24 protein-coding genes are annotated in these 24394 nt (G+C 60.2%); 18 read left to right on the forward strand and 6 right to left on the reverse strand.

What is annotated here, in order from left to right; all coding sequences use genetic code 11:
• Positions 1 to 45 precede the first annotated feature (45 nt).
• From PY793_RS07355 to PY793_RS07380, 6 genes are all read left to right on the forward strand, one after another.
• Positions 46 to 501 carry a chemotaxis protein CheW gene (locus PY793_RS07355; protein WP_275177444.1) on the forward strand — a complete coding sequence of 152 codons (456 nt, stop codon included), beginning with the start codon at positions 46 to 48 and terminating at the stop codon, positions 499 to 501.
• Positions 501 to 1343 carry a CheR family methyltransferase gene (locus PY793_RS07360; RefSeq protein WP_275177445.1) on the forward strand — a complete coding sequence of 281 codons (843 nt, stop codon included), beginning with the start codon at positions 501 to 503 and terminating at the stop codon, positions 1341 to 1343. Before PY793_RS07355 ends, PY793_RS07360 begins: the two co-directional genes overlap by 1 nt.
• Positions 1344 to 1346: 3 nt before the next feature.
• A complete protein-coding gene (locus PY793_RS07365) occupies positions 1347 to 2387 on the forward strand; it encodes a protein-glutamate methylesterase/protein-glutamine glutaminase (protein ID WP_275177446.1) in 1041 nt (346 codons plus the stop codon).
• 92 nt (positions 2388 to 2479) lie between these two features.
• Positions 2480 to 2869, forward strand: a complete 390-nt coding sequence (locus tag PY793_RS07370) for a response regulator (RefSeq protein ID WP_275177447.1) — start codon at positions 2480 to 2482, stop codon at positions 2867 to 2869.
• Positions 2866 to 3426 (forward strand): chemotaxis protein CheD, encoded by a 561-nt coding sequence (locus PY793_RS07375; protein WP_275177448.1) that lies wholly within the window; start codon positions 2866 to 2868, stop codon positions 3424 to 3426. Before PY793_RS07370 ends, PY793_RS07375 begins: the two co-directional genes overlap by 4 nt.
• Before the next feature lie 27 nt (positions 3427 to 3453).
• Positions 3454 to 3840 (forward strand): hypothetical protein, encoded by a 387-nt coding sequence (locus PY793_RS07380; RefSeq protein ID WP_275177449.1) that lies wholly within the window; start codon positions 3454 to 3456, stop codon positions 3838 to 3840.
• A 60-nt stretch (positions 3841 to 3900) separates the two neighbouring features.
• Here PY793_RS07380 and PY793_RS07385 read toward each other — a convergent pair whose 3' ends face one another.
• The 3 genes from PY793_RS07385 to flhA all read right to left on the reverse strand — a co-directional run bounded on the left by PY793_RS07385 (position 3901) and on the right by flhA (position 8426).
• Positions 3901 to 5118: an O-antigen ligase family protein gene (locus tag PY793_RS07385; protein ID WP_275177450.1), complete on the reverse strand. Its 1218-nt coding sequence runs from the start codon at positions 5116 to 5118 to the stop codon at positions 3901 to 3903.
• A 339-nt stretch (positions 5119 to 5457) separates the two neighbouring features.
• Positions 5458 to 6318, reverse strand: a complete 861-nt coding sequence (locus PY793_RS07390) for a P-loop NTPase family protein (RefSeq protein ID WP_275177451.1) — start codon at positions 6316 to 6318, stop codon at positions 5458 to 5460.
• 35 nt (positions 6319 to 6353) lie between these two features.
• Positions 6354 to 8426, reverse strand: coding sequence for a flagellar biosynthesis protein FlhA (gene flhA / locus PY793_RS07395; protein ID WP_475638943.1), 2073 nt, complete (start codon positions 8424 to 8426; stop codon positions 6354 to 6356).
• 392 nt (positions 8427 to 8818) lie between these two features.
• Between flhA and PY793_RS07400 the strand changes: the two genes are divergently transcribed.
• Together PY793_RS07400 and PY793_RS07405 are read left to right on the forward strand one after the other, a co-directional pair.
• Positions 8819 to 10393: a tetratricopeptide repeat-containing glycosyltransferase family protein gene (locus tag PY793_RS07400; RefSeq protein ID WP_275177453.1), complete on the forward strand. Its 1575-nt coding sequence runs from the start codon at positions 8819 to 8821 to the stop codon at positions 10391 to 10393.
• Positions 10394 to 10434: 41 nt separating this feature from the next.
• Positions 10435 to 12033, forward strand: a complete 1599-nt coding sequence (locus PY793_RS07405) for a tetratricopeptide repeat-containing glycosyltransferase family protein (protein ID WP_275177454.1) — start codon at positions 10435 to 10437, stop codon at positions 12031 to 12033.
• A 33-nt stretch (positions 12034 to 12066) separates the two neighbouring features.
• Here the strand turns inward: PY793_RS07405 and PY793_RS07410 are convergent, their stop codons facing one another.
• Positions 12067 to 12996 (reverse strand): transglycosylase SLT domain-containing protein, encoded by a 930-nt coding sequence (locus tag PY793_RS07410; protein WP_275177455.1) that lies wholly within the window; start codon positions 12994 to 12996, stop codon positions 12067 to 12069.
• A gap of 238 nt (positions 12997 to 13234) precedes the next feature.
• Here PY793_RS07410 and PY793_RS07415 point away from each other — a divergent pair, with 238 nt between their 5' ends.
• The 4 genes from PY793_RS07415 to PY793_RS07430 all read left to right on the forward strand — a co-directional run bounded on the left by PY793_RS07415 (position 13235) and on the right by PY793_RS07430 (position 15440).
• Entirely contained in the window at positions 13235 to 13420 is a 186-nt protein-coding gene (locus PY793_RS07415; protein WP_275177456.1) for a hypothetical protein, read from the forward strand.
• Positions 13421 to 13568: 148 nt separating this feature from the next.
• Positions 13569 to 14663 carry a flagellar basal body P-ring protein FlgI gene (locus PY793_RS07420; RefSeq protein ID WP_275177571.1) on the forward strand — a complete coding sequence of 365 codons (1095 nt, stop codon included), beginning with the start codon at positions 13569 to 13571 and terminating at the stop codon, positions 14661 to 14663.
• 7 nt (positions 14664 to 14670) lie between these two features.
• Entirely contained in the window at positions 14671 to 15015 is a 345-nt protein-coding gene (locus PY793_RS07425) for a rod-binding protein (protein ID WP_275177457.1), read from the forward strand.
• Positions 15012 to 15440 (forward strand): hypothetical protein, encoded by a 429-nt coding sequence (locus tag PY793_RS07430; RefSeq protein WP_275177458.1) that lies wholly within the window; start codon positions 15012 to 15014, stop codon positions 15438 to 15440. The genes PY793_RS07425 and PY793_RS07430 overlap by 4 nt, the downstream gene beginning before the upstream one ends.
• A gap of 25 nt (positions 15441 to 15465) precedes the next feature.
• Here PY793_RS07430 and PY793_RS07435 read toward each other — a convergent pair whose 3' ends face one another.
• Positions 15466 to 15972: a hypothetical protein gene (locus tag PY793_RS07435; RefSeq protein ID WP_275177459.1), complete on the reverse strand. Its 507-nt coding sequence runs from the start codon at positions 15970 to 15972 to the stop codon at positions 15466 to 15468.
• A gap of 33 nt (positions 15973 to 16005) precedes the next feature.
• Positions 16006 to 16719: a glycosyl transferase gene (locus PY793_RS07440; protein ID WP_275177460.1), complete on the reverse strand. Its 714-nt coding sequence runs from the start codon at positions 16717 to 16719 to the stop codon at positions 16006 to 16008.
• 293 nt (positions 16720 to 17012) lie between these two features.
• Between PY793_RS07440 and PY793_RS07445 the strand changes: the two genes are divergently transcribed.
• The 6 genes from PY793_RS07445 (at position 17013) to motA (ending at position 24383) form a co-directional block, all read left to right on the forward strand.
• On the forward strand, positions 17013 to 19160 hold the full coding sequence (locus PY793_RS07445; protein WP_275177461.1) for a DUF1217 domain-containing protein: 2148 nt from the start codon (positions 17013 to 17015) through the stop codon (positions 19158 to 19160).
• 138 nt (positions 19161 to 19298) lie between these two features.
• Complete coding sequence (fliI, locus tag PY793_RS07450) at positions 19299 to 20651, forward strand: flagellar protein export ATPase FliI (protein ID WP_275177572.1); 1353 nt, start codon at positions 19299 to 19301, stop codon at positions 20649 to 20651.
• Between the two features lie 10 nt (positions 20652 to 20661).
• A complete protein-coding gene (locus tag PY793_RS07455) occupies positions 20662 to 21087 on the forward strand; it encodes a flagellar FliJ family protein (RefSeq protein WP_275177462.1) in 426 nt (141 codons plus the stop codon).
• A gap of 197 nt (positions 21088 to 21284) precedes the next feature.
• Entirely contained in the window at positions 21285 to 22049 is a 765-nt protein-coding gene (locus PY793_RS07460) for a hypothetical protein (RefSeq protein WP_275177463.1), read from the forward strand.
• 17 nt (positions 22050 to 22066) lie between these two features.
• Positions 22067 to 23419 (forward strand): flagellar motor protein MotB, encoded by a 1353-nt coding sequence (locus PY793_RS07465; RefSeq protein ID WP_275177464.1) that lies wholly within the window; start codon positions 22067 to 22069, stop codon positions 23417 to 23419.
• Positions 23420 to 23498: 79 nt separating this feature from the next.
• Positions 23499 to 24383 (forward strand): flagellar motor stator protein MotA, encoded by an 885-nt coding sequence (gene motA, locus PY793_RS07470; protein WP_275177465.1) that lies wholly within the window; start codon positions 23499 to 23501, stop codon positions 24381 to 24383.
• Positions 24384 to 24394: the final 11 nt, after the last annotated feature.

The raw sequence follows: 24394 nt of genomic DNA on the forward strand, positions 1-24394 counted from the left end.
CCTAACACCACATCAGCCGATCTGTATTTGAGTAGGAAAATGGATATGACGGACGAAGCCGGGGCGGACACCAAACTTGTCAAGATGATCGTGTTTGCAGTGGGTGAGCAGGAATATTGTATTCCTATCCTGAGCGTGCGCGAAATTCGTGGGTTTGAAAAAACAACAGCCCTGCCGTTTGCTCCGCATTATGTGTGCGGCGCGATCAATCTGCGCGGTATTATCCTGACCGTGATCGATCTTGCGGTTTACCTGAACGTGGAGCCGCAGCCCGACAACCCGCGCCGCGTGGTGATTATTGTGGAATCCCGCAATGGCACGGTGTGTGGCCTGCTGGTGGACCGGGTGATTGACATGGCCGATGTCAATCTGGCTGACATTCAGGCCGTGGCGGAGGAAGACAGCAGCCTGAGCGGTCTGGTCATGATTGCGGACCGCATGATTGGCGTGCTCCGGCTTGAGGTTGTGGTTGGTCAGCTGGTAGGTGGGATGACTTCCTGATGGGAGGCGTGAGTTCCACTGCCGATCCGGATTACACGGACGCCGATTTTCAGATGGTGCGGCGGATCGCCAAGCAGGAAGCCGGGATTTTTATTCCCGATTCCAAAAGTACGCTGGTGTATTCACGCGTGTCCCGCCGTGTGCGGGAAAGCGGTATGGACAGTTTTCACGCCTATCTCAACTATGTGCAGAGCCCCTCTGGCCGGGCGGAAATGGAAAAGCTGGTCTGCGCGCTGACAACCAATGTCACCAGCTTTTTTCGGGAGCGGCCGCATTTTGTGCATATGGAGCAGACTGTCATGCCTGTGCTGGCAGCCAAGCTGCGTAGTGGCGGGCGTGGGCGCATATGGTCTGCAGCGTGTTCTACAGGGCAGGAGCCGTGGAGCATTGCCATGTCTGTTCTGTCGGTTTTTCCCGAGGCGGCATCGTATGACATGCGTATTCTGGCGACGGATATCAATTCCAACGTAGTGGCGCAGGCTGCCGTTGGGAGCTATGTCGCCAGCGAGACAGATGGTATTTCTACCGCCCAGAAAAACCAGTTCATGCAGGCAGATGACCGGGGGAACCTGACTTTTGTCGGCGACATCCGTACGCTTCCGGTCTTCAAGGTGCTGAACCTGAATGCCGACTGGCCGATGCGGGGGCAGTTTTCGGTTATTTTCTGCCGCAACGTCGTGATTTATTTTGATGAACCCACGCGTGAGCGCCTGTGGGGGCGTCTGGCCGACAAGCTGGAAAAAGGTGGTTTTCTGTATGTTGGCCATTCCGAAAAAGTGGCCGATCCTCGCCAATGCGGCCTGGAGCAGGTGGCCCCGACCATTTACCGGAAAGCAAGCTGATTGATGGCCCAGCCAGTAAGAGTTCTGATTGTTGATGATTCACGCACGATTCGTGCGTTGATCAAGCGTTCCTTCGCGCAGAATCCTGATATTGAAGTCTGTGGTGAAGCCGCAAACCCGCTGGAAGCGCGCGACCTGATTATCAAGGATCAGCCGGACGTAATTACCCTGGACGTGGAAATGCCGGGGATGAATGGCCTGCAGTTTCTGGAAAAAATCATGCGGATGCGCCCCATCCCCGTTGTCATGGTGTCCAGCCTGACAGCCAAGGGGGCGGATACGGCCATTACGGCGCTCCAGATGGGGGCGTTTGACTGCTACCCCAAGCACAACGTGGCTCCGGGGGAGGATGCGTTTGCAGGCCTTGGGCGGCTGGTTGTGCTGGCGGCCCGCTCGCAGCCGGTCTCGCGCATTCAGCGGCGCACACCGTCTTCTCCGGTCAGCCATGTGCAGACCACGTGGGGTAATTCGGTGGACCTTGTGGCCATTGGCTCGTCCACCGGTGGGGTGGAAGCGCTGGAAGAAGTGCTTTCAGGGTTTCCGCAAAAAAGCCCGCCGGTTGTTATCTGCCAGCATATGCCCCCGCTGTTTACCGCCAGCTTTGCAAATCGGCTTAACCAGTCCATGTCGGCACTTTCCATTGCCGAAGCGCGGGATGGAGAAGTGCTGCAACCCGGCATGGTCCGGATCGCTCCTGGCGGGGACCGGCACCTTGTGATCGATAATGGCGGTGGCAAATACGTGACAAGGCTGATCAGTGGCGCGCCGGTCAGTGGGCACTGCCCCTCGGTGGATGTGCTGTTCAAGTCTGTTGCCAAACATGCCGGGCGGAATGCGCTGGGGATCATCCTGACCGGTATGGGGCGGGATGGAGCAGAAGGACTGCTGAACATGCGGCAGGCCGGTGCCTATACAATCGCGCAGGACAAAACGTCCTCAGTTGTTTATGGAATGCCACGGGTTGCGGCGGAAATTGGTGCGGCCTGTCAGGTTGTGCCATTGCGCCAGATCAGCTCCGCGGCCATGGCTATTCACACGCGCTGACCATACCAGAAAAGGGTGGCTTTTAACCGCCCTGTTTATCGGATGCCGGTCTTTGATGGCTGGAATTGAGACTAGGAATAAGGGGGAGACAAATGCCTGCCGCTTCACAAATCAAGGCCCTGATCGTAGATGACCAGGCCTCTATCCGTCAGGTTCTGGCTAACAGTATGGCCGAAATCGGCTTTACCAATATTGCCCAGCGCAAGGATGGCAAGGAGGCTTTGGAATATCTGGACCAGAACCCCACGCATCTGGTGATTTCTGACTTCAACATGCCGGTTATGGATGGTCTGACCCTGCTGCGCGCGGTGCGGAGCAACCCGAAAATCCAGAAAGTGGCGTTTATTATCCTGACCGGTGAAGCCAGCAAGGATCTGGTGCAGGAAGCGGTCAAGGCTGGTGTCAACAACTTCCTTGCCAAACCGTACACTGTGGCCAAGCTGCGTGAGGTTCTGGAAAAGGTGTTCGGGCCGATAAAGTGAGCGATCACACCGTAGTTAAAACGGTTATTCAGGGGGAAGTGGAAATTTCTGGCGATCCGTCAGTGGTTTTTGCAACACTGCTTGGCTCCTGCATTTCGGTCTGCATGTTTGACCCGCTTGCGCGTGTTGGTGGCATCAACCATTTTTTGCTACCAGATGGGGGAGTGAATGAATCCGGCATGGCCATGCGGTTTGGCGTGAACTCCATGGAAATGCTGGTCAATGGTCTGTTCAAAGCCGGGGCACAGCGTGGTCGGCTGGAGTGCAAGGTTTTTGGTGGCGCGGCTGTAGTGCCCAGTCTGGGCCGCATAGGGCAGGAAAATATTCGTTTTGTGACCCACTATCTGGTGGATGAAGGTATTCGCTGCGTGTCGCAGAGTCTGGGCGGAACATTGGCCCGGCGTATTCGGTTCTGGCCAACAACGGGCCGTGCGCAGCAGAATCTGGTGCAGGACGTGCAGGGTATTGGCAAGCAGGAAGTCGCCTACAGCCGGCGTGAGGCTGAAGCAGAGCGGAAATGGGCCAGAGAGGCCAGTTCCGAGGTCGAGCTGTTTTAAAAAGCCGGGCCGGAGAGGAAGAAAAAGATGGATGTGGTGCCCCCTTTGCCCCATGGCGTAGCCGGAAGCGCATGTAGTCTGCATGATGTCATGGACCATCTGGTGGAACTTCTGGACGAGACCTGCCAGGATTTTATGGGTGTGCAGCGCGTGGTAGGCGAAAACATGGCCACCGCATCGTTGAGTGATACAGATGCGCAAGTTCTGCAAAGGCTGGATTCTGCCACGCAAATGGTGGAGGCCGTGTCCACCGTGCTTAAAAATCTGGTTGCCTGTTATGAACAGGATGAAACGCAGCCGCTGGATGTTGGCGTGCTGAGTCAGGGCGTTAAGCTCTCCCATGTTATTCGGGTGCTGCGCTATGGTTTGCAGGCTGATATGGCCAGACCTTCTGGCGTAGTGGACCTGTTTTAGGTCTTAACAACCCTGTTTTTGGGTGAAGCCCCGGTTACGCCATGTTCAGGACTGCATGGTTTATGGTCTGGCTTGCCGGGTGCATGCGGGGCTGAGGCACCGCGCACGCGCCAGTCCCCACCCGACCATTAAAAAGACCCATCCTGCGGTGCGTTCCGTAAACAGGGAACTGGTCGAGGCCAGAGGCCAGAACAGCATGCATGCTGTAATAAAAAGCATGGCCTGCATAAGGTCTTTACTTGCAAGTGCGGTCTGAAGCAGTTTTTTCAGCCAGAGCAGAACCATACACACAAACAGGAACAGCCCTGTCAGCCCTGCCGTGGTGGTGATTTCCAGATAGGTGTTGTGGGGGTGAATGGTGCATCCTGCTCCTATGTCCTGCCCGGCAACCATGTTGGCAAACTGTGGCACACCGTACAGGTAGGCTGTCTCGCTGCAATGGGCGCGAAAACCATTATAGCCCAGGCCAAGCAGGGGGTGCGCGTGAATCATGTTGAGCGCACGGATATAAAGCTGCCCGTAAGGGGACTGCGAAAAATGCCCGAGTTGTTCAAAAAAGCGCAGGACCAGCTTGTTATAGGACGGAGGGGAGATAAACGGCAGAAGACCCAGCGCCACAAAGCCGGACAATGTGGCCAGCAGAACCATAACCCGTGTGGTTTTGATCAGCATGGCGCACAGGAAAAATCCAAAAAACACCAGCACCGCAGGCATTCTCTGCCCGATTATGACCACGGTCAGCAGCAGAAAGGACATAAGGGCAAGCCCCGCCAGCTTCTGGGCCAGTTCCTTTTTCTGCACCATACGCATGGGATAGATCATTAATCCGGGGAACATGATGATTGCGAGCGGCGGTCCGGCACGGGGTTGAAAAAACGGGCCGGTCAGGGCGCCATCCAGCCAGCGGGGATAACCCCACAGGTTAACCCCGAGCAGATACTGCTCCCAGCACTGGCAGATAATCCACACCCCGGCCAGTGTGACGCACAGACCCAGCAGATTCTGCTTTTGCGTATTATCCAGCAGCCATTCTTCCAGTGCTTTGGCAAAAATAAAATAACGCAGGAGCGCTATGGCTTCCAGAACGGTATGTGTGGACCCGTTGAGTATGGAGGAGGCAACAATAACCCCCCAAAGGCCCAGAGCATAAGGGAACCAGCCACGGAGGAAGCAGCGGTAATGTTTTTCAAAAATGCAGTATAGTAAAAAGCTTATTGCAATAAACAGGATACTCAGATCCGCTATGGCGCGACCACGCAACTGGAAAAAAGGGAGCAAAACGCAGAGTAGCAAAGAGATTTTTTTTAAATGAACATTGCAGGACATAAAAATATTTTTCAAAGCCATACTGCGGTGCTCCAATTGAGCTGGGTATTATAAAGATTCCCTGCGCAAAAGCCATTCTTAAACCACCCGTAAGGAACGTCGGTTTGTGGGGATGTTCCGGGTGTGAAGATTTTGGAAACGCGCTGGAACACTCTGGTCTTTTGTCGGCAGGGTATTCACGCGGTTATGCTGCGTAACTGCAGCATTTGCAAAGTCGGGGGAGTTGGAAGGGGCAGGCCATGCACGGTGTGCAGTGGCCTGCGGTTCTGTTCTGCGGTTTGCCCCGGTTGTTCAGGAGGGCAGGGTCAGCAGCCGGTTGGCCAGAACAGGGGCGCTCAGTGGCACCAGCCCGCCCACAATGTTGGAGGAGCAACTGCCGTAGGTCAGGGTGAGCCCGCAGGCGGCAGCGGCAATAATACCCCCGACCCGGCCTGCCTGATCCATTTTGCTGGCGACCATGGTGGTGGCCCCCTGCTGGGCAAAGGCGTAGCCTATATCGGCCGATTCCTCGGCGTCCAGCCCGGCGGGCAATACCAGACTGAGCGTTGCGCCAACACGCTCGACCATCTGCATCATTTTGCCCATGCTGACGGGGGAGTAGACGCAAATGCCCGGCAGATCGACCAGAATAGGTTGTCCTGGCTCCTTGTGGTGCACGGCGTCGGCCAGAATTTCGGGCGTGTTCCCCTGAATGATGGGAATGTTATAGGGCTGGAGCAGCGCCGAAAGTTTGGCGAAGCTGCCAGCCGTATGGTCGCACGCGATAATCAGCGGTGGGGGGCTGTTCCTGTGTTCTTCGGCCAGAACGTAGCGTGCGGCCAGCTTGGCCAGCACCAGTGTTTTGCCTGAGCCTGAAGCCCCGCCAAAGGCAAGGGGGGTCCGTGTGGCATCGGGCAGGGTGCCAAAGGAGAGTATATTGCCCAGCCCTTCGGCCAGTGTTTTACCTGCAAGGGCCTGAATGAGCGGCTGCGGCACGGAGTGCCAGCGCAGAATGTCCTCTACCCTCAGGTGGCTGACCGGAAGGGCCACGCCATTGGTCGCGGTTGCGCCGTTATCCGCCGCCTGCTCCGGCACGGATAGTTCCTCCCGCGTATTTCCCTGACGGCGCTCCGCAACCTTCTGGCTTGCGGTGTCGGAGGGACTATCCTGCATATTCTACTCCCATGCTGCGGTCTTCTGTCGGATGGTCACGATATGGTCGCAACCGTCTTGATCCGGGCACGCGGGTATATCTCAGCTTGTGACAGAACGGAAATGGAAGGACGTACCCGTTCGACAATGGCATGCATGGAATCTCTTACAGGGGAGGCGACAACAATAACCGGAATTTCGCCGTTTGTGGAAAGGGCGTTAAATGTATCGCGCAGTTTTCCCACAAAAACATTGAGCATGGAAGGCGGCATAGCCAGCTTACGGTCTTCTGCCGGGCCGGTGATATGCGCCATGAAATCCGATTCCCATTTGGAGGAGAGGGTCACAATGGGAATATATCCCCCAGGCCCAACCAGCGCGTTGCAGATCTGGCGCGACAGGCGCGTGCGCACATGGTTGGTCAGCGGTCCAATGCCGCGCAGGCCCATACCGCAGGCTTCCTGAATGCTCTCCAGAATGGTGGGCAGGTCACGGATGGAAACACGCTCGGCCAGCAGGGCCTGCAACACGCGTTGTACGGTGCTCAGGGGTACCTGCGAGGGAATAAGGTCGTTGACCAGCTTCTGCTGCTCACGCGGCATGTCGTCCAGCAGGGCCTGGGTCGCCACATAGGTCAGCAGGTCTGGCAGGTTGCTGCGCACCATCTCGCTCAGATGGGTGACAATCACACTGGCGGGGTCCACCACGGTGCAGTTCATGGCCATGGCTTTGGTTTTCTGCGCAGGGTCTATCCATACTGCGGGCAGGCCAAAGGCGGGTTCGGTTGTTTTTTCGCCCGCCACGGGTGGTGCACCGCCAGAGGGCGTCATGGCCAGCAGCTTGTGGGGCCGGACCTCGCCCGAGGCGATCTCGATCTCCTTGAGCTTGATGACGTATTTTTCCGATGGCAGGTGGATGTTGTCCTGAATGCGCACAGGCGGGGTAACAAAGCCCATCTCGGTCGCAACCGAGCGGCGTAGCGCCTTGATCTGCTCGGCAAGCTGCGGAGTGTCCCCCCCTGTCAGGGGCAGCAGGCCAAAGCCCAGCTCAAGGCGGAGCAGGTCGAGCTTGAGAATGTCGGAAATGGGGGTGGCGGTCGCCTGTGGGGTAATGTCGGTTACGTCCCCATCGCTGTCGGCGGCGGGGGCGCGGCTGCGCAACCAGGCCCCGGTGCCAGCCGCCACCGCAATGGCCAGAAAGGGGAAGGCGGGCAGGCCGGGCATAAGGGCAAAGAGGACAGACAGGGCCGCCGCCACGCCAAGCGGCTTGGCGTTACCGCTGAGCTGGCGGGCCAGAATAACGTCTGCCGTGCCATCCGTGCCACCTTTGGTGACCACAATCCCTGCGGCGGTGGACACCAGCAGGGCCGGAATCTGTGAGACCAGACCATCGCCTACGGTCAGCATGGTAAAGGTGCTTGCCGCCTCGCTCAGCGGCATGCCGTGGCGGAGCACACCAATGGTCAGCCCCCCCACAATGTTGATGGCGGTGATGATGATGCTGGCAATGGCATCCCCGCGCACAAACTTGGCGGCACCATCCATGGAGCCGTAAAACGCGCTTTCTTCCTCCAGCTCCTTGCGCTTGAGACGGGCCGAGCGCTCGTTGATCGCGCCGGAGGCCAGGTCCGCGTCAATGGCCATCTGCTTGCCGGGAATGGAGTCGAGGAAGAAGCGGGCCGCCACTTCCGCAATACGTCCGGACCCTTTGGTAATGACCATGAAGTTCACGACCAGCAGGATACAGAAGATGATCCCCCCGATCACCACATCTCCCCCCATGAGGAACCCGCCAAAAGCTGCCACAACGTGGCCTGCGGCGTAGGGGCCTTCGCTGCCATGGCTGAGGATCAGCCGCGTGGTCGCGATTTCAAGCGAGAGGCGCAAAAGGGTGGTGAGCAGCAGAAGGGTGGGGAAGGAGGTAAAGTCCAGCGGGCGCTCAAGGAACAGCGCCACCATAAGCACCAGCACCGAGGAGGTGATGGAAATGGACAGCCCCATATCCAGAATAAAGGTGGGCAGTGGCAGGATAAGGATGGACAGCAAAAGCACCACGCCCAGTGCCAGCCCTATATCGGTCCCCGGAACAGCAGCGCGCCAGGGCAGGGCTTTCCACCCCCCATTGCGCAGGGTGCCTGCCGCGTGGGTCAGCAGGCGCGAGCCCGATGCAAACCTCAGGCGTGCGGCTGCGGTCCTGTCCGCCAGTTTGCCCGCGGCGGCTTTGTTGACCGAGTTGCCATCGGCAGTATCCAAGAACCACGTTCCCTTTTGTGTTTTGAGTGGCACGGCCGTGGCGTGTTCCGTGACGGTCCATCCTGCTGCGTATCTGGACCGGCAGCGCCATGCAGGGCCATGCCTGAGCCCTGCAATTACAGTTATCATCAAGTATCATTCAAGGCCAGAAAATGGTTCTGGGTGTACGCCTCCTCCCGCTCCGGATATTGCGGCGGGTTTGGTATGGTTAAGTCCGGGCTGTATGGGTAAGATTACCCACCATGATCACAGGATGCAGATAAGGCGACATGAAAGCGACTTGGGAACCTGAAAAAGCCCATATGCAAAAGCTGGTGGCCCGCAAAGACGCCGTTTTGCAAAATCCGACCCCCATGAGTGTCGGCCAGCTCTGCGAGGAGCTGTGTCAGGCCGAACTGGCGGGGGAGGCGGTCAGGCTGTCGCTGGAAATGGTGCGGCGGGAGCCCGATAACGTGGCTTATCTGCTGGTCGCCGCCTTTGTGCTGAGCACCCATGTCTTCCGCTACGACATTGCGGTGGCGTTGCTGCGCAAGGCCACGCTGCTGGAGCCCGATAATCCCGCCATCAAGATCCTGCTGGCTCAGGCCCTGATTGTGAGCGGGGATCTGGCGGGTGGCACGGCGCTTTTTTCGGACATCATCAAGCTCTATCCCAGCCAGCGTGTGGTGGCCACGGTGCAGATTTCGCAGGTTTTCCTGCGGATGGGTTACCCGCTGGAGGCGCTGAACATCCTTCTGTTCGCCATTCAGCAGGAGCCGGGGCAACCAGCGCTGTATAACGCGGTGGGGTGTGCGCTGGGCTGCCTCAACCGTGCGGAGGAAGCCCTGCCGTGGTACGAGCAGGCCCTGCATATGGCCCCGCATGATGCGGGCATCCAGCTCGGTGCGGCCATTGCCACGCTCAAGGCGGGCCATTACGCCAGAGGGTGGGAACTGTTTGCGCAACGGTCCCACAAGCTGACATCGGTTACAAAATGGTTCGCCCAGTTCCCCCGCCTGCAGCCCGGCAATGACGTGGCGGGTAAAACGGTTGTTCTGTTTCAGGAGCAGGGTCTGGGCGATACGCTCCAGTTCATCCGTTTTGCCACGGTGCTGGTGGCGCGTGGCGCGCGGGTGACTGTTGCTGTGGGCAATGCGCTCGTGCGGCTGATCAGCCAGTCCTACCCGGACCTGACCGTGCGTGACGCGGTGCAGTTCGGGCTGGATGAGAGCTTTGATTATGCCCTGCCCATTCCCAATCTGCCCTATGTGACCCAGATGCAGACTGCGGCGGATATTCCCGGCACGGTGCCCTACCTGCGCGCAGACCCGCAGGACGTGGCGCGCTTTGCGGCCCGGTTGCCAGCAGCGGGGCCACGCATTGGTCTGGTCTGGTCGGGGGAGAGGCGGACATCCGCGCAGGATGTTATGGCCAACCAGCTCCGTTCGAGCACGCTGCCCGTTATGGCAGGAGCCTTGACACCGGTGGATGCAGCGCTGGTCAGCCTCCAGCTTGGCAGCCCGCGGGAGGATATGGCGCAATGGCAGGGCCAGCCGATCTGCGACCTGATGGACAGCGTAACGGACATGGCCGATACCGCTGCGATCATAGCCAGTCTGGACCTTGTGATTTCGGTTGATACGTCGGTCCTGCATCTGGCCGGGGCGTTGGGCAGGCCCGTGTGGCTACTCAGCCGGTGGGACGCCTGCTGGCGGTGGCTGGACAGGGGGGAAACCACGGTATGGTACCCCACCATGCGTATTTTCCGCCCGCAGGAGCGCTCCTTTGCTCCCGTGCTGCGCCAGATGGGTGAAGCCCTGCAAACCTGGGTGGCCGCATGGCATGCCACCCACCCCACGCTCTAGACGCACAGGCTGCGCCTGTGGAGACAACAAAGGACCAGCCAATGGACCAGCCAGCAGAAGCTCCCGCCATCAGGTTGCCTAAAGGCATGACCGTGGAAGGGCTGTGGGAGGCCAGACAGGCCCTGTTACAGAACCCCACCCCCGAGGGGCTTAAAAGTCTGGCAACGCTTATATTCGAGGTGCAGCAGTATGTTGCGGGCGAACGCCTTGTGCTGGACGTTATTGCCGCGCACCAGGACAACCTGCCCCTGCTGCTGGCCGCGGCCGATGTGCTGGCCACCTACACCATGCGCTACGATATGGTCGTGGCCATTCTGGGCAAGGCGCTGACCGCGTTTCCCCAGATGGGCCAGCTCAAGGTCTTTCTGGCTACGGCGCTGGTCACCAAGGGGGACGTTGCCGCAGGCCTGCGCATTTTTACCGAGATCATGCAGCAGCATCCCGAACTCCATCAGGATGCGTGCGAGCATCTGGTGATGGCTCTGGTGGATGCGGGCTACACGCAGGAAGGGTTTATGGTGCTGGATGCGTGGTTCAGGGATAAAAAACCTGTCACGACCGCGCTGCTCAATAGCATGGGTTGTGTGCTGCAACGCCTGAACCGCTCGGAGGAGGCGCTGGTCTGGCATAGAAAAGCGCTGGAAAACGACCCCCAGAACGCCAGCGCGGGTATGGGGTATGCGATGGCCCTGTTCAAAGCCGGGCATTTTAAAGAGGGCGCTCCCTATTACTTTGCACGTACAGGGCTGGTGCAGGATACGGTCAGTTGGTACCTGTCCCTGCCACGTCTGCAAAAAGGGGAAGCCCTGCAGGGCAGGAATCTGGTTTTCTATCAGGAGCAGGGGCTGGGCGATACGCTCCAGTTCATCCGTTACCTGCCTATGGTGGTGGCGCAGGGGGCGCGGGTCACGCTGGTTGTGTCTAGGGTACTGACCCGCCTGCTCAGCCTTGCTTTCCCTCAGATACGTGTGGTGACAGAGCAGGATTTTGCCCAGCAGGCCGGGTATGACGCCATTCTGCCCATTCCCGACCTGCCTTTTGTCATGGGGCTGGAAACACCGGCCGATATTCCCGCTCAGGTGCCCTATCTGGGCGCTGTGCCAGCCGATACTGCGCGTCTGGCGGAACTTCTGCCAGTGCAGCGGCCCCGTATTGGCCTGGTCTGGTCCGGAGGGCGGCGCACAAAAGCCATGGATGTGCTGACCGACCAGCGCCGCTCCACAACTGCGGGGCAGATGCTGGCCGCCATAACGCCGGTGGCCGCCACGCTGGTCAACCTCCAGCTTGGTCCCCGCCGGGAGGACCTTGCCACATGGCATGGTCAGCCGGTGTGCGACATCATGGACCATGCGCGTGACATGGCCGATACCGCCGCCCTGATTGAAAATCTGGACCTTGTGATTTCGGTCGATACCTCGGTCGTGCATCTGGCGGGGGCGTTGGGCAAACCCGTGTGGCTGCTCAGCCGGTGGGATGGATGCTGGCGGTGGGGGGACGAGGGAGAAACCTCCCTCTGGTACCCCACCATGCGTATTTTTCGTGCGCAGGAGCGCACACTTGGGCCGGTGCTCGAGCAGATGGGGGCGGCTCTGCGCACATGGATCGCCACATGGCAGCCGGGCAAGGGTGCGCTGGACTAATCCACCCTTATCCCCCGTGGTGTTCCCGTACCCTTATTCGCTCCCCTGTGCGACTATGCGCGGGGCACTGGCCCGCGCTACGGGGGCGGCCCGGTAGGAGGCAAGGGAGCGTCCGCGCATGCCGCCACCCCGGCTGTTCCCCACAGGGCCGGGTTCCACAAAGTTCCGCATGCCCTGAAAAGGATGGAACACTTTGGGGTGTGATATCTGGGGCATGCCATCCGGCCCCGCGCTGGTGCTGGCTTCTGCCACCATTATCGGGCCGTGATGGATTGCGGGCATGACGGGGTGCGGGAACATCTGCGGCAGAAGGGGCGATTTCTGCGCCAGTTGTGGTTCTTCCCGCCCGTTTTGCGGCACGGCCCATGCTTCGAGCACCTTCCACTGATAGGGAGTGCCTATGCCGGGGGTCTGGGAGTGGTAGGCCGCTGCTGCCCGTGGCCAACTGCCGGTCTTGTCATACATCTGGAGCAGAAAATTGCCTGCAAACATGGCGTTGCGTAGCGGGTCAAACGCCTGATCGAGCGAGGCAAAGGCATCGGGGTGCTGTTGCAGGTTGACCTGCATGCACCCCACGTCAAGGGACATGATGCCCTGCTGGCGGAAGCTCTGCACGGCGGCCACGGCCTCGGCCTGACTGTTGTAGTGGTGGCCAACGCCTGCGGCGTTGATTGTCCACGGCCAGGCGGAAACCGTTCCATCGGATTCGAGCTTCCCGCTTTCCACCCGCCCCATGGCGGACAAAAACCCGTCAGGAATATGCAGGTTACGTTCGGCCTGCGCCGTGGCCTCCGTGCACAGCCCCGCCTCGGCGGAGCGGGCGTGAGCCTGCGTGGCGCCTGCGGTCATGTGGGCAGCACCGGCCAGAGCCGCAACAGCAAGGAGCCAGCGCGTGGGCAGGGTGGGGGAGAGGAGGAGCGTCATGCGCGGTCTGGCGAGGCTCTGGTCGGGAGTTATCCGCATGACGGGGCCCTTGGCTCCTTGGCTGGTTGTGGTTCCTTGGCAGTCATGTAAAGACTCTACCGGATGGTGCACAAGTAATACTGGCCCTGCCTGACCGGCTTTGCGCACAATTGTAGTCCTGCGGTACGGATCATGCAAGGATTCATGGTCTGGACTGGCCCTGTGCATGCATGCTCTGTCTTATCCGGCGGTTCTGGTCCTTCCGTTTGTGGGTGGCTGGATAATGCCATGATTTTGCATGATCCCGGGTGCTCTGTATGGCCGGGCATGTTACGTTCCGCCATGCCGCGGAGCGGGGGTGTGGGTAAAAAAGGCTTTTGGGCATGGGTCGTGGCGGGTTACATGGGCATTGAATGTGCTGGCCCGTGCGCCTATTCTTATGGCACAAGCTGACGTGATGAGCCTGCACAGTGTGCCGGGCTGACCAACCAGGGGTAAACAGGTATATGAGGAACCGCCTCAAGGCGAGCAACGGGCAGACCAGCGCGGTCGGCCAGCATGGTGGCAGGGCGGCCCGTTCCTTGAATCGCACGGTGGGCCGGTCTGGCGCGCCACGGTGGGTCAGCGCCGTTATGGCTGCGTTTTTCATGCTTTCCCTGTTTGTCCCGCTCTCTCCCGCCCACGCCGTGACGGTGCGGGTGAAGGATATTGTGGATTATGAAGGCGTGCGGGATAACCAGTTGGTCGGCTACGGGCTGGTTGTTGGCCTGCATGGTACGGGCGACCGTCTGACCAACATTATTTTCACGCGTGAGACGTTGATCAGCATGCTCAACCGCCTTGGCGTGAACATCCGTGACCGAGAAATCCAGTTGCAGACGCATGACGTGGCGGCCGTTATGGTGACCGCCACCCTGCCACCGTTCTCACATGGGGGCGGGCGGATAGACGTTACCGTTTCCGCCGTGGGTGACGCGCAGGACCTGACCGGGGGCACGCTGCTGGTAACCCCCCTGCAGGCGGCCGATGGCGAGGTGTATGCCGTGGCGCAGGGTTCCCTTGTGACCAACGCCTTTACGGCGGGCGGGCAGGCCGCCACGGTTACACGCAACATTCCCACCAGCGGGCATATTGCCAATGGCGGGGTGGTCGAGCGTGAAGTGCCGGTCAAGCTGGGCGAAACCGGGGTGATCCACCTTTCGCTCCACAACCCCAACTTTACCACCGCAACCCGTGTGGCCGAGGTTATCAACCGCAGCATTGGTGCGCGCATGGCGCGGGTGGATGACCCGCGCACCATTGCCGTGGACCTGAGCGGACGTAATGCATCGCTGACCCTGTTCCGTATTGGTGACCTCCAGATCGAGCCCGACACCATGGCCAAGGTTGTGGTGGACGAGGCCAGCGGCACCATTGTCATGGGGGATAGCGTGCGGATCAGCACCGTGGCGATTGCACAGGGCAACCTGACCATTCAGGTGACCGAAACGCCCGAGGTGGTTCAGCCAGCGCCTTTTTCCAATGGTGTGACCGCGGTGGTGCCGCGGACACAGGCCAATGTGAACACGGAAAATTCGCACAGGCTGGGTATTCTGCGTGAGGGGCCAACACTGGCCAGCCTTGTGGCGGGCATGAACGCACTGGGCATGGGCCCACGTGACATGATTGGTATTTTGCAGGCGATCAAGGCCGACGGCGCGCTTCAGGCCGATCTGGAAGTAAGGTAGGCAGAGCATGAGCACGGTAGCCAATGTGAGCGCGGCCCAGATTGCGAACGCACAGAACACCGCCTCCACCCAGTCCGGGCTGAAGGCGGAGGCGCTGGAAAAAACCCGCAAGGCCGCCGTCGAGTTCGAAGGCATGACCATAGGCGAAATGCTCCAGCCGATGTTTGACACGGTGGATACCGCCAATGGCCTGTTTGGTGGTGGGGCGGCGGAAGCCCAGTTCCGGTCGTTGCAGGTGCTGGAAATGGGGAAGCAGATCGCCAATAATGGCGGCATCGGGCTGGCTGACAGCGTTTACCGTCAGATGCTGGCCATGCAGGAAAAAGCCCAGCAGGAAGCAGATAAAGCATGACCGATACGTCACAGGAGCTGCAAGGACGGCTGTTGCAGGCATTCGAGGCCGTAAGCACCCTGCTGGAGCAGGAGAACACCCTGCTTAAAACAGGCCAGTGGCAGGACGTGGAAGCGCTGTTGCCCCGCAAACGCATATTACTGGAAACACTGCGCAAGCTGTTGCCGCCAGAGCAGACCAAACCCCTGACCGCCGAGCAGCGCAGCGCTGGTGTAAGCCCGGAGATGGAGGCAGCGGTCACGCAGTTTAACACTCTGGTCCGCGCCAATGAGGAACTGCTGCAAAGCGCCATTGCCGCTCAGGGTACGCTGATCAAGCTTGTGCTGGATGATGCAGCGCAGGAACAGCGCACGGGCTATGGGGCATCTGGCGGTTATACGGTGGATAGCCACGCCGGGGCGCTGACCCTGCGGAGTGATGTGTAAACACTTCTGGGTAAGGCGACCGCCCTTACCAGTAGGCCCCCATGACCTTGCGGGGCTGGTTTCCTGCGGGGTCAGCCCCGGCGTACCAGGCGCTCCAGTCCCATAGGAAAGTGTCCCGGCGGTTTTCTGCCGTCATGGCAGCCAGTTCATCCACAACGGAGGGTGGCTGCTTTTTTTTGTTCCGCAGTTCTGCGGTGGCCATGTTGCGCAGGGTTCTGAACGCGGTTTCCGAGCCCATATACACGCAGCCACACCCTATGGGGTCCGCGTAAAGGTAGATCGGGCCATCGGGGGAGGGGCGGTAGGTCATCTGCCCCGGTGGCAGCAGGTTCATCATGGCATAACGCGCGGTTGTATCGGCCGGATGGGCAATAAACCCGGCTTCGGACAGGGTTTTCCCTTTTTCCAGATACGGAGCGGCGGGGGGGGTGCACCCCGCAAGTGCGGTGCAGAGCAGCCCGGCTGCCGCCTGCGCCAGCCATTGTGCGGGGCGGGGTGTGGCCTTGGCCGGTAAGGAGCTGCCTGTGTGCATCTGGCGGGTTCCGTGCTGTGGTTTTTGAAAAGGTTAAAGGGAGGGGGCGGCTGCGTCTGTCATGCACAGGGGGGGGACGCAGACAAATGCCTGCATGGTCGAGTAATGCAGGCTCATCAACTGCTGGAGCGTCTGTGCGGCCATGCTGCCATCCGTGGGGTTGGTGGCGGGTACGGTTGTGCTGGTCAGCGGCAGGCACGCCCGGATCATTTTTTCGGCCCCTGTGGGGGAAATGGCATAGCCGCACACGCTCTGGGTCGACAGCAGCGGAAAAGCGAGGGAGGTGACTTCCATTTCGCTCAGCGCGCCTGCGCCACGGGCGGAGTAGGGGGGCTGCACCGCACCATTGAACAGGGCCAGCTCGGGCAGAACATCAAACTGGAGCGTTGAGCCGGGTGTGCTGCCCCAGAGAACAAAGTCCCAGTCCTCCGGCAGACTGGCCAGAATGCGCGTGCTTTCGGCCTCAAAATTGGCGCACAGCACGGCGCTGCTTTCAAACACATGGGCGGGCGTCTGGTGCTGGGCCACATTACCCCACAAGGCAACATGGGAGAGCGCCTGCGCAAAGGCTGCGTGTGAGAACAGACATTCGGCGGAAATCAGGTTCATCTGCCGCATGGCCTGCGTGTCCAGGGTATGTTCGTCCACGCCAACGGAGCGTACAAGATCGGGGACATGCGCGTTCAGCTGCACAAAGCGTTCGCTCTGGTCCGGAGTTTTGTCGCTGCTGATGAAAAACTTGAACATCGAGGATTCCTGCTGGTGGCGAGAGCAAAAAATGCGATCACTAACGGGGCGCAATGGGTAGCTGGCTGTACCATGTTCAACACAACCGCCACGACGGGACCATACATCTGGTGCGTATAAGGATACGGCAGAGTCAGGCGCATGGAAAGCCTTGAGAGGCGGGGCAGACCCGGCAGGGCATATTCCTGTGGCTTTGTCGGGGACAAAATCGTATGCTAGGCGGAAATATATGTTTTTGGGGTCTTGTACGACAGGGTCCGGCGTTGGTGTGCAGCACGTAAAGGATTGGATTAATGAGCATTAGCGGTATCTCGCCGGTAAGCCAGTATCTGACGGCCCTGAAAAATGAAGATGCCGCCGCCTCCGTCTATGCCAAAACGGATGTGACCACCAGACAGGCCTCCGCCGGGTTTGAGCAGGCCGCCGCCTCCATTACCACCGTTGCAGGGCTGATGAAGAATTACTCGGCCCTGAACGTGGTGCTGGGTGCGTATGGCATGGGTTCGTACTCTTCCGCCACGGCGCTGGTCAAAAAGCTGCTCACACAGGACCCGACCTCCTCCTCGTCGCTGGCCAAATCGTCGGGCAATGCCACGTGGCTGGCCTTTGCCGATGCCTTCAAGACGTGGGGACAGGGCGGTGGGAGTGTGCAGACATCCCCGCTGACTTCCTCCTCCATCACGTCCATTATCAACGAATACCAGACGGATACGAGCAAATCGCTTCAGAGCGATCTTGCGACTTTTAATAATGCCGCACCCGGTATTACCACCGCGTCTGCCCTGCTGGCCAATACGAGCGTGCTCAATGTTGTGCTGAGCGCGTATGGCATGGATGCGCTGGAAGGGGATACGCCGGTCCTGACCGCGCTGCTCACGCAGGACCCCACCTCCTCCACATCGCTGGCGCAGACATCGGGCAATGCAGCGTGGCAACTGTTCGCCAACGCCTTTCAGGACATGGGCAAAAATGGCGGCACGGCCAGCGCCTCGCCGTTTACCAGCACCACCATGACCACCATTACCCAAGGCTACAGCATTGCGGTTAATTCGGCGGTTAATAACAATATCAATGCCTTCACGGCCGAGGCCGCGACCATGACCTCCGCCTCCGACCTGCTGAACAACCAGACCGTGCTCTCCATGGTCATGTCCACCTATGGGCTGGATTCCAGCACGGATAACAGCAGCATCCTGACCGCGCTGCTGACGCAGGACCCCACCTCCTCCACATCACTGGCGCAGGCTTCGGGCAGTACGGCCTGGCAGGACTTCGCCACGACTTTCAAAAGCATGGGGCAGAACAAGGGTGTGGCCGCCTCCACGCCATTTACCGCTGCGACCATCAGTTCCATTGCCGCCAAATATGCGGATGTCATCAACACCGGTACTTCCAGTGCGATTGCGTCCTTCACAGGCGATGCAGCGGCCATTACGTCGGTTAACAGTCTGCTTGGCAACAGCAGCGCATTGCAGGTTGTTCTGGGAGCTTATGGTCTGGGCTCCCTTGCCGCCGATCCCGCAGTGGTCAAGACCCTGCTGACGCAGGACCCGGATTCCGCAACATCGCTGGCCCAGACATCGGGGAATACGGCGTGGCAGACCTTTGCGCAGGCGTTCAGGGCATGGGGGCAGAACAACGGGCAGGGCGCCATTATGTCCTCGTCTTTTGTGGCGTCTCTGAATGCCAGCTTCCAGAGCAACACCAATGCGCTGGTGCAGTCGGGCGTTGCGAATTTTGCAAACGCGGCAGGTTCCATTACCACCGCCTCGGCCCTGCTGGGCAATACCGCCGTGCTGAGTGTGGTCTCCGGCGCATTCGGGATTGACGCGTCTAGCAATGAGACTACGCTGCTGAAGTCCCTGCTGACGCAGGACCCCACCTCCTCCACATCGTTGGCCAGTGCTTCGGGTAATGCCACGTGGCAGAGCTTTGCGACGGACTTCAAGGTATGGGGGGCTAACGGGGGCAGTGTCAGCGCCACACCGTTCACGTCCGACAAGATCCAGAGCATTGTGGAAAGCTACCAGATGCGGCAGTACGAGGGCAGCAAGGCGCTGAGTGATGACGGCGTGGGCAATGCCCTGTATTTTACCCGCACCATGAGCAGCATTACGTCCCTGTCGCAGCTTATGTCGGACCCGACCCTGCTCAAGGTGGCGGAGACCGTATCGGGCTACAACCCCGACCAGTTTGGTGCGCTCGACTATGACCAGCAGGTGCGTCTGCTGTCCAAGAAGGTGGACCTGAGCAAACTGTCCACTCCCAAGCAGATCCAGCAGTATGCGGAGCAGTATCTGGCCATGTTGCAGATCAACCCGCAAACGCCTGATACTCCCGCCTCCATGCTCGACCTGTTTGGCGGGAGCAGTGATGATGACATCCTTTCCCTGTTCGGTGGGGATAACTCCTCGGGCGATCTTTATTCCGGCCTGTTCTAGGCAGGCTGGTCCGCCCCTATCCTTTTGGGCGGTGCTGCATAACACGGCATCTGGTTGGTTGGTAACGTGAGTCTGGACCCGCAATCCCCCTCGTCTGTCGAGGCATCCGTATCCGCTCTTTCCGGTGTGCTGGAAGCAGTGCGCGGTGCTATTGCCAGCCCCCGGCATGATGTGCCGGTTGGGCTGCTGGAAGGGCGGGTAACCGGGCTTTCGGGCCTGTCGGTTTCGTTGAGCGGGCTGCGGGATTTTACCGGCGTAGGCGACCGCGTGACCATTTATGGGCTGGATGGGCGGCAGACGCAGGCCGAAATTGTGGCTTTTGCGCAGGATATCGCCATTGCCATGCCTTTTGGCTCGCTGGAGGGCATTGGCTCGGGCTGCCGGGCAACCTTTTTACTGTATGATCAGGAACAGCGCCGCCGCAGGGCGGGGGGTACGCTCATGGTCAACGCTGGCTGGCAGGGCCGGGTGGTGGACCCTATGGGCCGCCCGATGGATGGTAAAGGCCCGCTTCCCTCGGAGGGTACGGCCCAGCGGCTCCATGCTGCCCCGCCCGAGGCGGCCATGCGCGCGCGCCTTGGCCCACGCATAGACCTTGGGGTGCGCGCACTGAACCTGTTTACCACCTGCCGCGAGGGCCAGCGCCTTGGCCTGTTTGCGGGTTCGGGCGTGGGTAAGTCCACCCTTATGGGCATGCTTGCGCGGGATACGGCCTGCGATGTGGCGGTTATTGCGCTGGTAGGTGAACGTGGGCGCGAAGTGCGCGAGTTTGTGGAGGATGATTTGGGGCCGGAGGGGCTGGCCAAGTCCGTTGTGGTGGTTGCCACGTCCGATACATCCCCCCTTATGCGGCGTGAGGCAGCCTATGCCGCCATGGCCGTGGCCGAGCACTTCCGTGATCAGGGCAAATCGGTGCTGATGCTGATGGATAGCGTGACCCGCTTCTGTCAGGCCCTGCGCGAGATTGGCCTGTCCTCGGGCGAGCCACCGGCCACGCGCGGCTACCCGCCCAGCGTTTTTGCCGAACTGCCCCGCCTGCTCGAACGTGCAGGTCCGGGGCTTATGGATGAGCACGGCCATGCAGGGCAGATGACCGCCATGTTCTCGGTGCTGGTGGAGGGGGATGACCAGAACGAACCCGTAGCCGATGCCGTGCGCGGTATTCTGGACGGGCATGTGGTGCTGGAGCGCCGTATTGCGGAATCAGGCCGTTACCCCGCAGTCAATGTGCTGCGCTCGCTCTCGCGCACCGTGCCCGGATGCCTGACAGAGGAGGAAAACCAGCTTGTGCTGCAAGCCCGCTCCTGCCTGTCCACCTGGGATGAGATGCAGGACATGGTTCGCCTTGGCGCGTACCGTCCCGGCAACGACCAGCGTGTGGATGAAGCCATTCGCGTCGCTCCGGCGGTGGAGGAAATGCTGAAGCAGCGCAAGGGCGAGCGCGCGACCCTGCCGGAAAGTTTTGACGCCCTGCGGGGCGCATTATCGTAGCTGACCCTGTATGAGCAGTGCGCGAATCCGCTCGCTTCGGGCACTTATCCGTGTGCGCAAAAAAGAGGTGGATGAGGCCCGCGCGGGCATGGCCCGTGCGCTGGCGGCCGAAAGTGCTGCTCTGGCCGAGCTTGAGCGGCAGTTGACCCAGATTGAACTGGAGCGTGATGAGGCCGAGGGCGATGCCGGACGGGAGTCTTTCCGCCTGTGGCTGCCCATAGCGCAGGAAAACGTGGCGCGGGCCGAACAGGTGGTGCGCAAAACGCGGACTGATTCCATGCGGGTGCGTGAGGAGCTGATTCAGGCCAACGCCGCATTCAAGGCCGCGCAGACCCTGCTGGACAGGCGTGAGGAGGAGGAGCGCGCTTTGCTGGCCCGGCGCGAACAGGCGGAGCTGGACGATCTGGCCCGGCGTGCGCGCAGGTTTTTTCCATAAGTTCGGGCTGGGTTCATGGTTTGGCGACCATAAACGTCAAAGCTATGAAAAAACGATGGCAAATGGCTCTTTTCTTATGTTTGATCCTTGAGAAAGCAGAGTGCGCCCGCTATCGCTTACAGATCATAAGGGGCTGACAGTGATCGTGTACCATGCGACCCGTTTCTCCCCACACTCGTGAGTGATTAGGAAAACGTATGCAACAGACAGAGCAGCAACCCGCAAAAATTTTTATTGCGACCCCGTGCTTTGGCGGAATGGTGACGCAGGAGTATATGGAATCCATCATTGCTTGCGCTGGTGTGCTACAGGTTCCCATGACGTTGTCACTGCTGGGGGATGACGCCATGATCAGCCGTGCGCGCAATACCCTGACGCACAAGTTCCTGACTTTGTCTGACGCAACGCATCTGCTGTTCATTGATGCCGATATTGGCTTCCCGGCCGAGGCACCTGCCCGCCTGCTGGCTGCTGGCAAGGATGTGGTGGCCGGAGCCTACCCGATCCGCCAGTATTTCTGGGACAAGACCACGCAGGAAAACATGCTCCACGGTGAACCGCAGGAGACCGCATCCCTGCGCTATGTGGGCGAGACCGAGGCCATGCACCAGCAGATTGAAAAAGGCCCGATGGTTAAAACCCATTACGCGGGTACGGGGTTCATGCTGATCAGCCGTGGCGCGCTTGAGCGCATGGTCAGGGCCTACCCCGAAACAGCCTACTCCCGCATAGACGCCGCCAATGGCGAAACAGGCAGCACCGCCTACGCCCTGTTCGACGGCAGCATCGACCCCGAAACCGGAACCTACCAGAGCGAGGACTTTACCTTCTGCCGCCGCTGGCGCGAAATCGGCGGAGAAGTCTGGCTGGATACCTCCATCAATCTGACACATGCAGGCCGCGCCGCGTTCCACGGCAAGCCGGGCTGCCGTGTTGGCATGGTTCACCACAAGGGCGCTTAAGGTCGCAATAACACCACATGCCAGATAACAAAAAACGGCCCATCATTATCAAACGTGTGAGTGATTCGGGCGAGTCGGGTCATCATGGCGGCGCATGGAAGATTGCTTACGCCGACTTCATGACGGCCATGATGGCGTTCTTTCTGGTCATGTGGCTGCTGAATGCGACAACAGAGGAGCAGCGCAAGGGTATTGCGCAGTTCTTCAACCCCATGGCGGAAAAGGATACCCGCCTTGGCTCCTCTAACGGCATGCTCGAAACATCGCCCTCTCCCCTGACCGCAGGGACCACCTTGCGCAAGGTCAAGGATGGGGATGCCCCTGAGGATGATGGTGGTGAGCAGCCCGGTGCCAAGGATGCTCCCCGCCGCTCGGAAGAGGGCGGGTCACCCGATAATATCACCCGTGGGCTCAAGGCGCACCTGAACCCCGCATCCCCCGCCATTATTCCTGTTGGCGGGCCGGAAAGCGGGGGAGGCAAGAGCATTGGCACCATTGGCGTGGATAACCCCGTGGCCGCTGCGGCCGAGCAGTCCAAGATCGACAGCATGGTGCAGGGGCTTGAACAGTCCGTGGAGCAGAACCCCGATACGCAGGCAGCGGCCAAGAACATGTCCGTCTCCTTCGGGCGGGATGATATCCGTATTGAACTGCGCGATGCCAACAATACCCCCATGTTCGATACGGCCTCCGCCACCCCCAACGCTGCCGGGCGCAAGATGCTCGAGCAGATTGGTGCGTGGCTGGCGCCCATGCCGGAGCAGCTCTCCATTGTGGGTTATACGGATGCGGATCAGTACCGCAGCACCAAGCATGGCTCGGGTATGTCCAACTGGACCCTGTCTGCCCTGCGGGCCGATGGCGCGCGGGAGGTGCTGGTCAGGGCAGGCTACCCGGATCGCAATATTCTGAGCGTATCAGGCCGTGCGGACCGGGACCTTGCATTGCCAGCAGACCCCGGCTCCGCCGCCAACCGCCGCGTGGTGCTGATCCTGCACCGCCGCTTTGTTAATCCTCAGGCTGGTGGTGCGGCTATTGTGCCGCTGACCGCCGGTGGGGGTGCCCCCGCAGTGCAGCAGCCTTCTGCCGGGCAGGCAGGCCAGCCTGCCGCCACCCCTGCGGCCCCGGCCCCGGCAGGGAATGTGCCTGTCGCACCCGCAGGCGGTCAGGCCCGCGCCCCTGCGGCTCCGGCAGTGGCACCGGCCACTCCGGCTCCCGCTCCACCGGCCGCACCCGCCGCACGGCGCCACCGGGGTGTGCGGGTGCGTAGCGTAACGCGGCCCGGCGCATCGCAGGGTCAGCAGACCCAGCCGCCAGTGGACCAGCCTTTTCAACCCTCGCAGGATACGTGGACACCCGCGCCGCAGTAGCCCGCCCGTAACACGATGATGACCGTGCCGCAGGCAGTGTGCCCGTCTGGTGCAAGTAGATGGAAGTGGAGATCGTTAAATGCTGTTCATCGGGGGGCTCATTTTTGCGCTGCTCTGCGTATTTGGTTCGTTTGTGGCATCCGGGGGGGCGCTGGCTCCCCTTATCATGTCCATGCCATTCGAACTGCTGACCATTCTGGGGGCTGCGGTGGGTATTTTTGTCATGTCCAATTCCAAGGACGTGCTCAAGGAGTTCCCGCACTATCTGCGCCGCACTATCAAGGGGCCACGCTACAACAAGGCGGCCTATACGGAGCTGCTGGTCACGCTGTTCCGCTTCATGCGGCTTGCGCAGGCCAAGGGCAACATGGCGCTTGAAGAACATATTGAAAACCCGAATGACAGCAGCATTTTCGCCCTTTCCCCCAATGTGAGGGATGATGTGCCCACCCGTGCGCTGATCTGCGATTACCTGCGTCTGGTCAGTCTGAACATGGATGACGCCTACCAGCTTGATGAGGTCATGGCGCGCGAGCTCAAAAAGAACCTGAGCGAAGAGCTGCATACCTCCGAAAGCCTGCAAAGCATTGCAGACGCCCTGCCAGCCCTTGGCATTGTGGCCGCCGTGCTCGGGGTTATCAAAACCATGGCGTCCATCAGCAAGCCACCGGTCATTCTGGGTGAGATGATCGCAGGCGCGCTTGTTGGCACCTTTCTGGGCGTGCTTTTGTCTTATGGCGTTGTGGCCCCACTTTCGTCTAGGATGCGTGATGTGATCATGCAGGACGCACGGTACCAGGACCTGATCCGCACGGTATTTGTGGCACATCTGCAAGGCAACCCACCGCAGATCTGCGCGGAAATCGGGCGCAAGGATATCCCCCATGCGTTTATGCCAACTTTTGCCGAGCTGGATTCGGCCTTGTCCGAGGCGACCAACCCCGGCGCGGCCGCAGCGGCCTGAGCGTAAGGGAA

This window comes from Acetobacter fabarum, from assembly GCF_029069195.1.
Classification (GTDB): Bacteria; Pseudomonadota; Alphaproteobacteria; order Acetobacterales; family Acetobacteraceae; genus Acetobacter; species Acetobacter fabarum_A.